Origin of the sequence: Mobiluncus sp. (assembly GCF_034180645.1) — a bacterium.
GTDB lineage: Bacteria > Actinomycetota > Actinomycetes > Actinomycetales > Actinomycetaceae > Mobiluncus.
Genome location: NZ_JAXFNY010000008.1, coordinates 148,780 through 162,560 on the forward strand (window position 1 = coordinate 148,780; position 13,781 = coordinate 162,560).

The 13,781-nt window shown below is 55.3% G+C and carries 12 protein-coding genes; 1 reads left to right on the forward strand and 11 read right to left on the reverse strand.

The window, feature by feature from the left end; translation table 11 throughout:
• Positions 1-2: 2 nt before the first annotated feature.
• Positions 3-1,322 carry a histidine--tRNA ligase gene (gene hisS / locus SPI05_RS03380; RefSeq protein ID WP_321076180.1) on the reverse strand — a complete coding sequence of 440 codons (1,320 nt, stop codon included), beginning with the start codon at positions 1,320-1,322 and terminating at the stop codon, positions 3-5.
• Between the two features lie 19 nt (positions 1,323-1,341).
• The gene (locus SPI05_RS03385) at positions 1,342-2,052 is read right to left on the reverse strand and encodes an MBL fold metallo-hydrolase (RefSeq protein ID WP_321076182.1); all 711 of its coding nucleotides are present in this window, start codon (positions 2,050-2,052) and stop codon (positions 1,342-1,344) included.
• Positions 2,053-2,202: 150 nt separating this feature from the next.
• Here SPI05_RS03385 and SPI05_RS03390 point away from each other — a divergent pair, with 150 nt between their 5' ends.
• Positions 2,203-3,753 carry a DUF349 domain-containing protein gene (locus tag SPI05_RS03390; RefSeq protein WP_321076184.1) on the forward strand — a complete coding sequence of 517 codons (1,551 nt, stop codon included), beginning with the start codon at positions 2,203-2,205 and terminating at the stop codon, positions 3,751-3,753.
• 44 nt (positions 3,754-3,797) lie between these two features.
• Here the strand turns inward: SPI05_RS03390 and SPI05_RS03395 are convergent, their stop codons facing one another.
• The 9 genes from SPI05_RS03395 to SPI05_RS03435 form a co-directional block, all read right to left on the reverse strand.
• Positions 3,798-6,140: a bifunctional (p)ppGpp synthetase/guanosine-3',5'-bis(diphosphate) 3'-pyrophosphohydrolase gene (locus SPI05_RS03395; RefSeq protein ID WP_321076185.1), complete on the reverse strand. Its 2,343-nt coding sequence runs from the start codon at positions 6,138-6,140 to the stop codon at positions 3,798-3,800.
• Between the two features lie 135 nt (positions 6,141-6,275).
• The gene (locus SPI05_RS03400) at positions 6,276-6,821 is read right to left on the reverse strand and encodes an adenine phosphoribosyltransferase (RefSeq protein WP_282921632.1); all 546 of its coding nucleotides are present in this window, start codon (positions 6,819-6,821) and stop codon (positions 6,276-6,278) included.
• A complete protein-coding gene (gene secF, locus SPI05_RS03405) occupies positions 6,818-7,933 on the reverse strand; it encodes a protein translocase subunit SecF (protein ID WP_321076187.1) in 1,116 nt (371 codons plus the stop codon). The genes SPI05_RS03400 and secF overlap by 4 nt, the downstream gene beginning before the upstream one ends.
• Positions 7,930-10,101, reverse strand: a complete 2,172-nt coding sequence (secD, locus tag SPI05_RS03410; protein ID WP_321076189.1) for a protein translocase subunit SecD — start codon at positions 10,099-10,101, stop codon at positions 7,930-7,932. The genes secF and secD overlap by 4 nt, the downstream gene beginning before the upstream one ends.
• Before the next feature lie 53 nt (positions 10,102-10,154).
• A complete protein-coding gene (locus SPI05_RS03415) occupies positions 10,155-10,640 on the reverse strand; it encodes a preprotein translocase subunit YajC (RefSeq protein WP_321076190.1) in 486 nt (161 codons plus the stop codon).
• 72 nt (positions 10,641-10,712) lie between these two features.
• On the reverse strand, positions 10,713-11,750 hold the full coding sequence (gene ruvB / locus SPI05_RS03420) for a Holliday junction branch migration DNA helicase RuvB (protein ID WP_321076192.1): 1,038 nt from the start codon (positions 11,748-11,750) through the stop codon (positions 10,713-10,715).
• The gene (gene ruvA, locus SPI05_RS03425; RefSeq protein WP_321076194.1) at positions 11,743-12,327 is read right to left on the reverse strand and encodes a Holliday junction branch migration protein RuvA; all 585 of its coding nucleotides are present in this window, start codon (positions 12,325-12,327) and stop codon (positions 11,743-11,745) included. The genes ruvB and ruvA overlap by 8 nt, the downstream gene beginning before the upstream one ends.
• 36 nt (positions 12,328-12,363) lie before the next feature.
• Positions 12,364-13,005, reverse strand: a complete 642-nt coding sequence (gene ruvC / locus SPI05_RS03430) for a crossover junction endodeoxyribonuclease RuvC (RefSeq protein ID WP_321076196.1) — start codon at positions 13,003-13,005, stop codon at positions 12,364-12,366.
• An 8-nt stretch (positions 13,006-13,013) separates the two neighbouring features.
• Entirely contained in the window at positions 13,014-13,775 is a 762-nt protein-coding gene (locus SPI05_RS03435) for a YebC/PmpR family DNA-binding transcriptional regulator (protein ID WP_321076197.1), read from the reverse strand.
• Positions 13,776-13,781 lie beyond the last annotated feature (6 nt).

Sequence of the window (13,781 nt, forward strand, 5' to 3'; positions counted from 1 at the left end):
ATCTACTCATAGTTGGCAATCACCTGCGGTTTCAAAAGTTCGGGGGCGGGGGTAAACGTGTCGGCTTGAGCACTTTCCTGGGTCTCGCTAATGAGATTCTTTACTTCCCCGGATTCCACAAACCACACGTAGGGAATGCCGCGGGTCACCGCGTATTTGATTTGTTTCCCATACTTGGCGGCGGTGGGGCTGACTTCCGTGCTGATGCCGCGAGCCCGCAACTGCCAAGCCACCGCCTCGGCTTGTCCCCGTGTATCCTCGCTGTCCACCGCAACCAAAACACAGGTCGGAACCGGACGGGACACTTTAGCCCAATCATTAGCCAGAATAATCGAGATGAGCCGGGTCAAACCGATAGACATCCCCACCCCGGGAAAGTGACGCTTACCTTGGGAAACCAAGTTATCGTAGCGCCCCCCGGAACAGATCGAACCATAAGATTCAGCCCCTGTAATAAACGTTTCGTAGACCATGCCGGTGTAGTAATCCAGCCCGCGAGCAATCTTAAAGTCCGCTACCACGTTGCCTTTCTCATGATCAGGAACGCTACGCAGCATTCGCGCCACGTCCGACAGACCTTCCTCCAGCAGGTCATCGTGCAGTCCCAAATCGCGCACCTGCTGGATGACGCGTTCGTCGGCTCCGCTGATGTCTGCCAGACTGACCAGAGTTTGTATCTGAGGCGCATCGAGGCCAAGTTCGCTGAGCATCTGTGTGAAGTCTTCGGGGCGCACCTTGTCATGTTTATCGATGACTTGCAGAACCTCGTCCACTTGCGTGATACCTAGAGCATTGCAGACTCCCTGCAAAATCTTACGGGAATTCACGTGCACCACCGGGGTGGGAATCGGCAGAGATTCCAGCGCTTGAGCCATAATCAGCGGGGCTTCAATCTCAAACTGGGGCGGTAAAGTTTCCGCAGCAACCATATCGATGTCGGCCTGGACAAACTCGCGGAAACGACCTTCCTGGGGTCGTTCGCCGCGCCACACCTTTTGAATTTGGTAACGCTTAAAGGGGAAACGCAACAGGTGGGAATTTTCCAGCACGTAACGAGCCAACGGCACGGTCAGGTCAAAGTGAAGCCCGTTCTTGCGATCCTCTTTGCCTTCCTTATCCTGCAGCCGAGACAGTACGTAGACCTCTTTGGAAGTTTCTCCCTTGCGTTCCAGCTCGCTGAGAGGTTCGATGGCACGCGTCTCCAGGTGGGAAAATCCGTGCAGTTCAAATACCCTAGTCAGACGGGAAATCAACTCGTCCTCAAGGATTTTTTCCTCCGGGGTGAACTCGGGAAAACCTGAAAGTGATGTCATCATGGGCATATTCTCTCATTTTCCCAAGTCATCTCAGAAATGGGTTGTTCGCGAGCTCTGCCGCCCAGGTGGTCGTCTCTCCGTGACCGGGCAGCAGCAGAGTGTCGGGGTTGACGCTGATTTTGAGGGTTCGCAAAGTTTCCGTCATCACCTCAGCGTCGGAATGGGGCAGGTCGGTACGACCAATCGAGCCTTTGAAAACTACGTCCCCGGAGAAACAAAATGCCTGGTCGTCGCGGCCGTCAAAACCGAGTCCCTGACCGTGGTCCTCGCCTTTGTCAGCGCCAAAGAACATGGTGCATCCGGGCGAATGTCCCGGAGCCGGTAGGGCACGCAACATTAAATCGGGAATAATTTGCGCTCCCCCACCGGCAAACAGCGCATCGGGCGGAGCTTGAACCGTAACCGGTTCCCACGCCCCGTCCATTTCGGTGAAGTAATTGTTAACACCTAGCTGAACGCCCGGACCGGGAGCATCCATCCAGAAATGATCCGGTTTTGCCAGATAAACGGGTGCCTCGGGGTTGCAGGCAGCGACCTGAGCCGTATTCCACAGGTGGTCAGCATGGCCGTGAGTCAGCAAGATTGCAGCCAACTCAGCATTGAGCTGTGTCAAAAGTTCCTTGATTCGCGTGGCGGTTTTCGCGCCGGGATCAATAACCAAAGCGGATTTGTTCGCAGTGACCAAAACATAGCAATTTTCTCCGTAAATCGGCGAAACAATCCGTAACACATCCATAGTTCAAGGCTAACTGATTTTTTCCGTCACGAATTTTCTTTCACCCAGTTTCCCGAAACCGTGTCTTTTCAAGTAAAGTAATCCTGGAAATATACTTACCAACGCGAACGGAACGTGCCGCGGCACCAACCCCGTCAGGAGGAAAAATTCATGGCCACGTCTGAACAGGAATCCATCACCAGCGAAATCAAGGAAACGCAGGAAAACCAACCTGGTAAAACCTCAACAGGACCTGCCCAGACAGCAGCTGAGGCCGATAGCTTACCTCAGACTGAATCGCCAGCCGCTTCCCTCCCGGAGCCCACGGCGGCATCGGAACCTCCCACCGCTCCTGCACCAACACCGACTGAAGCATCTCCCGCAGCATCCGCGCCCCAAACTGGTGAAAATACCCCGCAAATCACGCCGGTACACCTGGAAGATACCAATAAAAACAAGCCCCTGGGACCCATCGAGAAAATCGCTATGGACGAAGCCTCCAAATACGGGCGCGTTGATGACCAGGGTCGGGTTTTTGTCAAAGACGGCGATACCGAGCGGGAAGTCGGCCAATACGCGGACGGAATCCCGGAGCAACCCTTAGCGCTTTACGTACGTCGTTTCCTCGATCTGCAAGCCCAAGTCGATTTGGCTCAAGCACGTTTGGCAACGTTAAAGGCTCACGATATCGATGCCACCCTAAAGTCCTTAGACAAGGCGATGGAGTCCCCCATGGTGGTGGGCAACCTCGACGGTTTGCGTTCTCGCATTGAAAAACTGCGGGAACTGGGTGCAGCTCGCAAGGAACAGCTGGCTGAGGAACGCGAAGTCGCCAAGGCGCAAGCCCTTGAGACACGCAACAAGATTGTGGAGGCAGCCGAAAAAATTGCCGCCCAAGATCCGGAACGCACCCAGTGGAAGCAATCCGGGGAACGCTTGCGCGAACTGCTGGAATCATGGAAAGAATCCCAGCGCAAGGGACCGCGTATCGATCGCACCACCGAGGACGCTTTGTGGAAGCGTTTTTCAGCAGCCCGCACATCTTTTGACAGGCATCGTAAGTCATTCTTCTCACAGCTTGATACCAAAAGGGCAGAAGTTCGCAGTACGAAAGAAGCCCTGATTAAACGCGCTGAGGAGCTGGCAAATTCGACCGATTGGGCGCGAACCTCCGCAGCTTACCGGGATTTGATGACGGAATGGAAAGCTGCCGGGCGGGCTTCCCGCAAAGACGACGACGCGCTGTGGGAACGTTTCCGCGCTGCTCAGCAGGTCTTTTTCGATGCTCGCAGCGCCGACAACGCCAAGACCAGTACCGAGGAACAATCCAACCTTGAGGTGAAAGAAAAGCTGCTGGAACAGGCGAAAGCCCTCATGCCGGTGAAAGACTTGGAAACCACCAAGGCAAAATTCCGCGACCTGCTGGATAAGTGGGATGAAGCCGGGCGGGTACCCCGCGGAGATATACAGCGTTTGGAAAACGGTTTGCGTTCCGTGGAACAGGCTATTGCGAAAGCTGAAAACGAGGCGTGGATTAAGTCCAATCCGGAAACGAAAGCTCGCGCTGAGGGTCTGGTCGGGCAGCTCGAAGAGAAAATCGCCAAACTCGAAGCTGAGATTGCCGCTGCGAAGCAAGACGGCAAGGACACCAAAAAACTCGAAGAGGATTTGCAGGCCCGCAAGGGCTGGCTCGACCAGGCTCGTAAAGCCGCAGCGGAATAATCCGCCGCGAGAATCCCGTATCTTTCTGGGTTATCTCCCCCAGTCTAAGGCTGCGGGGTCGGCTCTGCGGCCACGTTTTGTCCGGGTGTCACTCGAGTTGCGGAATATACCCCTGAAATGCGTCCCAAGTCATTGAGAATGTCTTGCAGATGGGAAGGCTCGGCGAGCTCAAAAGCCCAACGGGAATACGCCACCCGGTCGCGTGTGGTGGAAATATTGCCCGAGAGAATGTTTACGTGATTGTCGGTGAGAACCCTGGTCACGTCGCTCAATAGCCCTCCTCGATCCAGAGCCTCAATTTGCACCTGGACGAGGAACGGTGTCTTGGAATGCTGCGCCCACTTGACGGAAATGACGCGTTCCTGTTGAGCCACGCTGAGATTCTTGGCATTCACGCAATCAACGCGGTGTACGGAAACCCCATGACCCCGTGTGACAAATCCCATGATCTCATCTCCGGGAACCGGGGTGCAGCACTTGGCCAGCTTAACCCACAAATCGTCAGCGTCCTGACCATCGACCAATACCCCGGAGCCCCCGGCACGAGATTCAGTCGTAGGCGTATGAGTGGGGACGGCTTCTTCCTCGGACAAAACCTCCTCATCGTCATCTTCTGCCAGGGAACCGGTAAAGCTCAGCAGGCGTTCCACCACATTTTGGGCGCTGACGTGGGAATCTCCGATGGTCGCATAGAGAGTGTCGACGTTGGGTAATCCCAACTGTTTCGCTACGGATTCCAAAAATTCATGGCTGGCAAGTTGATGAATCGGCAACTTTTGTTTACGAATTTCTTTTGCCAGAATTTCCCGGCCTTTATCGATAGATTCCTCGCGGCGTTCCTTTGAAAACCAGGCTTTTATCTTTGATTTTGCGCGCGGGGTGGCCACGAAGGACAACCAGTCCCGACTGGGGGACGCACCGGGAGACTTGGACGTAAAGATTTCCACCGTGTCGCCGTTTTCCAGTTTTGATTCCAGGGGAACCAGCTTGCCGTTGACCTTGGCGCCGACCGTCTTGTTTCCCACTTCGGTGTGTACGGAATAGGCGAAATCGACCGGAGTGGATCCGGCAGCGAGCACTACTACCTGGCCTTTCGGGGTGAACACATAGACCTGGGCGGAGTTAATTTCGTAACGCAGTGAGTCTAGGAACTCCCCTGAGTCTTGGGTTTGCTTTTGCCAATCAACCAGTTGGCGCAGCCAGCCCATTTCATTTTCCAAGTCCAAGACCTTGCCGCCCTCGGACTTTTTCAACGATTTGGCGTTGGGGTTTTCTTTGTATTTCCAGTGGGCAGCAATCCCGAATTCGGCACGGCGGTGCATTTCATAGGTGCGAATTTGAATCTCTACGGGTTTTCCCTTAGGACCGATAACCGTGGTGTGCAACGACTGGTACAGGTTGTATTTCGGCATCGCGATATAGTCCTTGAATCGACCCAGCATCGGAGACCACCGCGAGTGCATCAGTCCCAGCACGGCGTAGCAATCCCGCACGGATTCCACCAGCACGCGCACCGCCACCAAGTCGTAAATATCGTTGAAATCACGACCGCGCACAATCATCTTTTGATAAATCGAGTAGTGATGTTTCGGGCGCCCGGTCACAGTCCCCTTGATTTTCGCATCTCGTAAGTCGCCTTCAATAGTCTGGATGATGGCGCTGAGCTGTTCCTCCCGGCGGGGCGCGGCCTCCTGAATGAGCTTGTCGATTTCTTGGTAAATCTGAGGATAGAGGGTTTTAAACGCCAGGTCCTCCAGCTCCCATTTAATGGCATTGAGCCCCATCCGGTGAGCCAGCGGGGCATAAATTTCCAGGGTTTCCTTAGCTTTGCGCGCGGCACTTTCTTTACTGACGTATCGCCAGGTACGTGCGTTATGCAGACGGTCAGAGAGTTTGATGAGCAGGACTCGGATATCCTTAGCCATCGCGACCAGCATTTTTCGGATAGTCTCTGCCGGGGCGGAATCGCCATATTTCACTTTATCGAGTTTGGTGACCCCGTCGACCAAAGCGGCAATATCCTCGCCAAAGTCACGCCGACATTGTTCCAAAGAATAGTCGGTGTCCTCTACGGTGTCGTGCAGCAGCCCCGCCGCAACCGTTGTTTCCGACATGCCCAGTTCGGCCAGGATAGTCGCGACCGCGACCGGATGCGTAATGTAGGGCTCTCCCGACTTCCGGAATTGTCCCTGGTGGTAACGTTCAGCGGTCACATAAGCCCGCTCCAAAAGGTCAAAGTCAGCTTTGGGATGGTTTTCCTTGACTGCCCGCAACACGGGTTCTAGCTCGCGGTATGAACTACGGGAACGAACCAATCGAAACAGAGAGCCGCGCAGAGCACCAGTATTCTCACTGGGCTCGTTGACAATCTCCGGCGCTTGCTCCATACAGAGATTCTAAATCTTTTGCCCGGTAAACGTTAGTTTAATTGGGCGTGACCTGGATTCTTTTCCAAAAATCGAGCGCGAAATCACCGAATTCCTCAGCTATCACCCTACAGGTCACAGGTGATAAGCGTGCGTTTACAGTTCCACGAGGGAGTGGAAAGGCGTATTGCCCAGGTGAGTGCGTCCGTTGAGGGCTTTCAACTCCATCAACACCATAATTTCGCAGACGTGTCCCCCGGCTTTTTCCAAGAGTTTCACGGAAGCGGCGGCGGTTCCTCCCGTTGCCAAGAGGTCATCAACCACCAGAATGTTGTCAAAGCCTTGCACCGTTTCCGGTTGGACTTGAATCGTCGCGGAACCGTATTCCAAATCGTAGGATTCACTAACCACGTGTCCGGGCAGCTTTCCGGCCTTACGCACCATAATCATGGGCACACCCAGTTCGACAGCCAGAGGAGAGGACAGGATAAACCCGCGTGACTCCAATCCGGCTACCGCGTTGATTCGCCCCCGATAGTGCTGGGCAATTCCTTGAATCAATTCCTGAAAAGGCTCCCCGGAAGCGAGCAGCGGGGAAAAATCCCGAAACAGGATACCGGGCTGGGGAAAATCAGGAATCTCAGTCAGGTGCGTAACGATAATCTCGTGCAGACGCGAGTCGAAGTCAACGGGGAAATTCATTTCTTGGTCTTCTTCCGTTTCGGTTGTGCAGCCTGCCCCTTATGGTGTCCAGGAACCATGGGGGCCGCCACCACGGCAGGCGTGACCTCCTTGAACGAGCCGTCCTCGTTGAGAGTGGCGGCACCCGATTCCACAGCGGCGGCACGAGCCTTGTCAACCTTGGCGTTGTGATCTTTGATAGCTTGCGAACGACCACGAACCAGGGTCAGCATCGGGGTGGCGATGAATATAGAACTGAAAGTACCCACAATCATGCCGATGAACAGCGGCATCGAAATATCCAACAGAGTGGAGGTACCCAGCAATGCCGCGCCCAGGAACAGAATCGCTGACACCGGCAAAATACCGGTGATAGAGGTGTTGATGGAACGCACCATCGTTTGGTTGATGGACAGGTTCGCCAGCTCGTTATACTTGGAGCGCGACTGATTGAACATATCGCGGGTGTTTTCGCGGATTTTATCGAAAACCACCACCGTGTCGTACAGGGAGTAACCCAAGATGGTCAGCAAACCGATAATCGTTGCCGGAGTAATCTCAATCTGCGTGTAGGCAAACACGCCCAAAGTAATCAGGAAGTCATGCATCAACGCAAACAGTGCTGAGAATGACATGGTCCAGGTGCGGAAGTACGCCATCAGCAGCAGTGCAATCATGCCCATGAATACCAGCAAACCAAACAAAGCCTGCTTGGACACCGAAGCCCCCCATGACGGACCAATCGAAGTCTTAGAGACTTTCGAAATGTCCACGTTGTAGGCTTTGGCCAGCTCCTTTTGAATCTTCAGTTCCACGTCGGTGGGTTGCTGACTGGTTTGGACGCGCAGACCGTTCGTGCCCATCTGGGCAACCTTGGTCTGTTCGTTCAGGCCGGCGGCTTTCACCGCATCGTAGGCGGGTTGCTGCGGCGGATTCGATGCTGCGTTAGTGACTACGAACTCGGCACCACCGGTGAACTCGATAGACGGATTCAACCCAAAAATTGCAATTCCGATGACGGAAATAGCCATCAAAATAGCTCCGACAGTGAGCGGAATTCGGCGATTCTTAATGATTCCGTAAGACTTTTTCCCGGAGTAAAGCGCATTACCCCACTGGGCATAACTCATCATTTCGCGTCCTCCTCTGTCTGGGTGGGTTCATCTTTCGGGGCGGTCTCCTCGCTTCCGTCGGATTCCGCAGTTTCGGAAGTGGGTTCTTCCGGGAAAGTGTCCGATTCAGGTTCTTTCGCGGGAGTTTCCGGCTCGGTGTTCTCAGCCGGAGCCGCAGACGTTTCCTCGATTTCGTCCTCCTCATCAGCCTGAGGCAGACCGGCCTTTTGGCGAGCCAAAGAAATGGCTGGAGCGGCGACCTTTTGCGCAGACTTCTTTTTACGAGGCGAAGACGCCGTCGAGGCAGACTGCATATAGATGCGGTCGCTGCTGGCACCGAGGTGCAGCGGATCCAGACCACTGAACTTCCGGCCTTCACCAAAGTAACGGGTCTTGATGAGCAACGACATCATCGGGTGGGTGAACAGGAAGATTATTCCCAGGTCAACCAGAGTGGTCAAGCCCAAGGTGAAGGCGAAGCCCTGTACGCCACCAACAGCCAGAACGTAAAGGACCACCGCAGCCACAATGTTCACGATGTCGGACACCACGATGGTTCGTTTCGCACGATCCCAGCCGGTTTCCACCGCGGTAGCCAAGGGCTTACCATCGCGTACCTCGTCTCGAATACGTTCGAAATAGATGATGAATGAGTCCATGGTCACACCGACGGCCACAATCAAACCGACCACGCCCGCCAGAGACAAACGATATCCCATCGCCCAAGAGAGGATGGCGACGGCTAGGTACACGATACCACCCGCCAGGAACAGGGAGGCTGTCGCCAAACCTGCCAAAGCGTGGTATTGCTGGAGCAGATACAGCACGACCAGAACCAAACCAACGATAGCGGCATAGAAGCCGACTTTCAGGTGTTCCCCGCCCAAGGTCGCCGAGATGGTCTGCTTGGACTGCTGTTCAAAGTTCAAAGGCAGAGAACCAAACTGGAGCTGGTTAGCCAAAGTTGCGGAAGATTCCCGTGTCAAGGAACCAGAAATAGATGCGGATCCGCCGAAGGCCGGGGCGTTGACCCCCGGCGCGCTGACGACTAAGGAGTCCAGCACAATGGCGAAACGGTTATTGTCAGGATTGCGGTTCGTCCCCTTGGATTGGTTTGGGTACAGCACCTTGGCCACTTCGTCGAATTTCTTGGCGCCATCAGCATCGAGTTTCAGCGCGACTTCCCACTGACCGGTGGCGTTGCCCTGCTGGTTGGTTCCCATCCCGGAAGACGCGGAAACCAGGTCGGTGCCGGAGAGGACTTCGGGGCCCAAGATGTATTTCTCGTAGCCTTCCTTAGAGCAGGCGACCAGGTTCTTTTTCGGATCGTCCAATGAGCCGCCCTTGAGAGAGGCTGGGTCGGTGCAATCCAGGTGGTTAAAGATGAACATGTCCCGCACAGTAATGTGTTTTCGGTCGTTGATGACATTGGACTGGCCAGCCGGGGTATCGGGATATTTTTCCGCCTCTTTCATGAGTTTGTCGAACGGAATCGCCGCAGAGGACGGCTGTTTAGCGGCCGGGGCAATATCAGGTGCAGTCTGGTTCGGCTCGCTCGGCGTGGGTGTGGCACTGGGGTCCGTTGAGTTGAACACCAGGGACTGTGTCTGACCTGTCTCGGCAGGTGCAGACGGCGGAATCGTCACCGTATTGTTGCCTTCACCCACGGTGGTCTGAGTCTCTTGGCCACCAGTTTCGCCAGCTGCTGGCTGGTTTTGTCCGGCAGGAGCCGCGGTACCGGTCAGTTGTCCCAAGAGCGCTTGGGGATCTTCATTGTTGGTAGCGTTGCCGGGTGCGCTGAGCAGCACGGTACGGAAACGCATGACCGCGGACTGCTGAATCAGAGCTAAAGTTTCTTCACTGGGGTTGCCTGGAATACCAACCGAGATATTTTCCTGACCATTTCGCGCAATCTCAGCCTCGGCCACACCGGAGGCGTCGATACGTTGGCGAATAACCTCAATGGCTTGTTCAATATCAGCGTCTGAGATGGCCTTCGCTTTGGCTTCTGTATTCTTCGGGGTGAGAATCAGCTGGGTTCCACCTTCGAGGTCGATTGCCAGTTTCGGGGCGTACGAGCCATCTGAAAATATGGTCGAACCGACCAAGGTCCCAGTCAGAGCCACCACAATCACGGCGAAAAAAATGAGTGTGCGCAACGCCTTGTTCTTTGTCTTCTTGGCAGCCACAGATTATCCTTCTTTTATCTAACTTTCACTAGCTGTTATAACGTTTCTTCGGGTCAATAGGTGTGACCCTCACCTTTTTCGGTGTCATCTCCTGACGGGGAATCTTCCCCCATATTGGAGCCGAAACCGGGTTCTTCCGGCTCGGTGTCAGGCGTTTCCGGGGTGGACTCAGCCACCGGGTCTGCCTCCGCTTCCACTGCGGAATCGGAATCAGAGTCGGCGACCGTTCCAAAATTCGGATCCTCAACTTTGGCGATAGCCTTGAGATCCCACAAGGTTTCCTCACCGGTCAGATTAGCCAAGGTAATGACTTCCCCACTGACTTCAACGACTTTTCCAAAGAACCCCGAAGTGGTACGCACCCAGGTTCCCGGAGTCATCATTTGTTCCATGCTCTTGCGCTGTTCTTCCATCTGAGACACACGTTTCTGGCCGGAGCGGCGCATAAAAACAATAATCAACACAAACGCGAGGCCGAGTATCACCCAGGTAATAATGGGATTTTGGGCGTTGGTTGCAGCAGTTTGAAATGGCAGCACAGATAAACCTTCCTTAAAATAGGCGACCGTCCAAGTCTAAAGCCTGCGGGTTAAAAACGGAAAATATACCCTCTAAAACAGGGCATTTCCTGCCGGCGGGGTGACCCCGAGGTGTTCGCAACCCTTCGGAGTAATGGCACGTCCCCGGTTGGTGCGCACCAGGAGACCTTCGCGAACTAAGAACGGTTCCACGACTTCTTCAATCGTCTCCGGTTCCTCCCCGACCGACACCGCGAGGGTGTGCAGCCCGACTGGCCCGCCGGCAAACCTCTCTATTACCGCCCGTAAAACACTGCGGTCCAAGCGATCCAAGCCGAGTTGATCGACCTCAAAAAGTTCCAGGGCGCGGCGAGCCGATTCCAGGTCGCACCGGGGATGGTCGTGAACCAGGGCGAAGTCAATGACCCGGCGCAACAAGCGATTTGCCACCCGCGGCGTACCGCGTGACCGCCGGGCAATCTCCTCTGCTGCGTCTTCGGTGATTTCAGCACCAAGCAAACTGGCGGAACGCTTCACGATGAGAGCCAAATCCGGTGGCTGGTAAGGCTCCAGATGGGCGGTAAAGCCGAAACGGTCGCGCAGCGGGGCAGGTAACAACCCCGCCCGGGTCGTGGCTCCGACCAGCGTAAAGGGCGGCAGAGTCAAAGGAATCGAAGTCGCTCCTGGTCCCTTGCCCACCACGACGTCGACCCGAAAATCCTCCATCGCCAGGTACAGCATTTCTTCGGCGGGACGCGCCAACCGATGAATTTCGTCAATAAACAACACGTCGCCCTCTTGCAGGGAGGACAGTATGGCTGCTAAATCCCCAGCGTGACCGATTGCTGGCCCGGAAGTCAGGCGCAGCGAGGAGGACATTTCCGCGGCGATAATCATTGCCAGAGTCGTCTTGCCCAGTCCGGGAGGACCCGCTAACAATACATGGTCAGCGGCTTCGCCGCGTTCTTTGGCCGCTGAGAGGACCAGTTGCAGCTGAGTTTTGACCGTTTCCTGACCGATGAAATCGCTGAGCGTCTTTGGTCGCAAAGCTGCTTCTGCAGCGCGTTCCGCATCGGGGGCGGAGGAATCGACCAAACGCTGCTCGTAGGAAAAATCTGTATCTTCAGCCACGTTTGCTCCCCAGGTACTTTAAGGCTTCCCGCAGCGCGGTGGGGGCATCACTGGCCTGCACCGCGTTGACTGCTTCGGTGGCGAGGGCTTGGTTGTAACCCAGATTGCTCAGCGCTTCCACAACGGTGCTGGCGTTAAACCCAGATGCCGTCCCCGCGAGCGCCACTGCGCCGGGAACGCCACCGAGTTTATCCCCGATTTCCAGAATCATTCGTTCGGCAGATTTCTTGCCGACTCCGGGAATGCTTTGCAACGTGGTCACGTCACTGTTAGCCACCGCCCCAGCCAAAGCCTCGGGACTCAAAACCGACAGGGCGGCCAAACCGAGTTTGGGACCTATACCTTTAACCTGCATCAGAGTCGCAAAAGTATCGCGTTCTGAGGCTGTGGCAAATCCGTAGAGAGTGAGGGAATCTTCGCGTACCACCAAGTAGGTTTGCACCGTGGCGACCGTATCTGGAACCAAGGCGGACAGAGTATTGGGGGTAGCAAAGAATTCCAGCCCCAGTCCCCCCACCAGCACCGTGGCACGGTCCAGCGTCTTGGAGACGACTTCCCCTTTAATTATCGAAATCACTGATTGTCCTCGCGGTTGGCAATTCGAACACTTGTACTATAGCGGTTTCTGGCGCCGCCGCGGATCCACCGCGCCGGAACGTCGAGTTTTCGCTTCCGCTTCCGCCCACAAGCGTTGGGCGGCGGTCAAGTGGGTTCCGGCCGGAGTTTTCACTTTCCCACTGAGGCTGACGCTAAAGTCTCCATCTGAACTGGCACCGAGAATCCCCGTGCCACGCCAGGCTTGGGTGATGGCGATAGCCAACGCATCTGCCGCATCGGCGGGTTTTGGGGGTTTATCCAGTCGCAGGATTCGCGCCACCATGGCTTTCACCTGCGCTTTCGAGGCACTCCCGTTGCCACTCACGGCCGCTTTCACTTCCGAGGGAGTGTGCACCGCCACGGGCAGACCTTGACGCGCTGCCTCGACCATCGCGATTCCCATAGCCTGCATAGTGGTAGCCACGGATTGACGATTTTCTTTCGCGAAAGGACGCTCCAAAGCCACAATGTCTGGCTGAAAGCGGGCGATTGCCTCCGCTATGCCCTGCGAAATTTTCAACAGTCGAAACTGAGTGGCAGTGTTCGGGTCGCTGCGCACCACATCGACATACACCAAGGTACACTGCCGGCTCGTGTCAAAGTCAACGACCCCGATACCACACCTGGTGATACCGGGGTCGATGCCCAAAACTCTCATGTAGACGTTTACTCTTCGGCTTCGTATTGCTCAATGACGTCATCGGAAGCATCGCCGTTCATAAACACATTCTGGACGTCATCACTGTCTTCCAGAGCGTCGAACAGGCGCATGACCTTGCGATAGGCTTCCAAATCCAGGTCAACCTTAACTGAAGGAACGAACTGGGATTCAGCCGAATCGTAGTCAATCCCTGCTTCCTGCAAAGCGGTGCGCACCGCCACCAAATCCGTCGGTTCGGTTTCGATAATAAAGAGTTCACCGGCATCTTCCACGTCATCGGCACCGGCCGCCAGCACTGCGTCAAGAATCTTGTCTTCGTCCAAGCCATCGACTTTGGCAACCTCAATAATCCCGCGGCGGGCAAACTGGTAAGAAACTGAACCAGAATCAGCGATATTGCCGCCGTTTCTGCTAAAGATGGTACGCACTTCGGACACGGCACGATTCTTGTTGTCGGTCAGGCACTCCACGATGAAGCCCACACCGCTGGGACCGTAGCCTTCATAAGTGATGGACTGCCAGTCGGCACCGCCAGATTCAGCACCGGAACCGCGCTTCACCGCGCGATCGATGTTATCCGCAGGAACGGAAGATTTCTTAGCTTTCTGAATGGCGTCAAAGAGGGTCGGATTGCCTGCAGGATCGCCGCCGCCGGTACGCGCCGCCACTTCGATGTTCTTAATCAGGCGCGCAAACAGCTTGCCGCGCTTGGCGTCAATGGCAGCCTTCTTATGTTTCGTGGTGGCCCATTTTGAGTGACCCGACATTGGTGT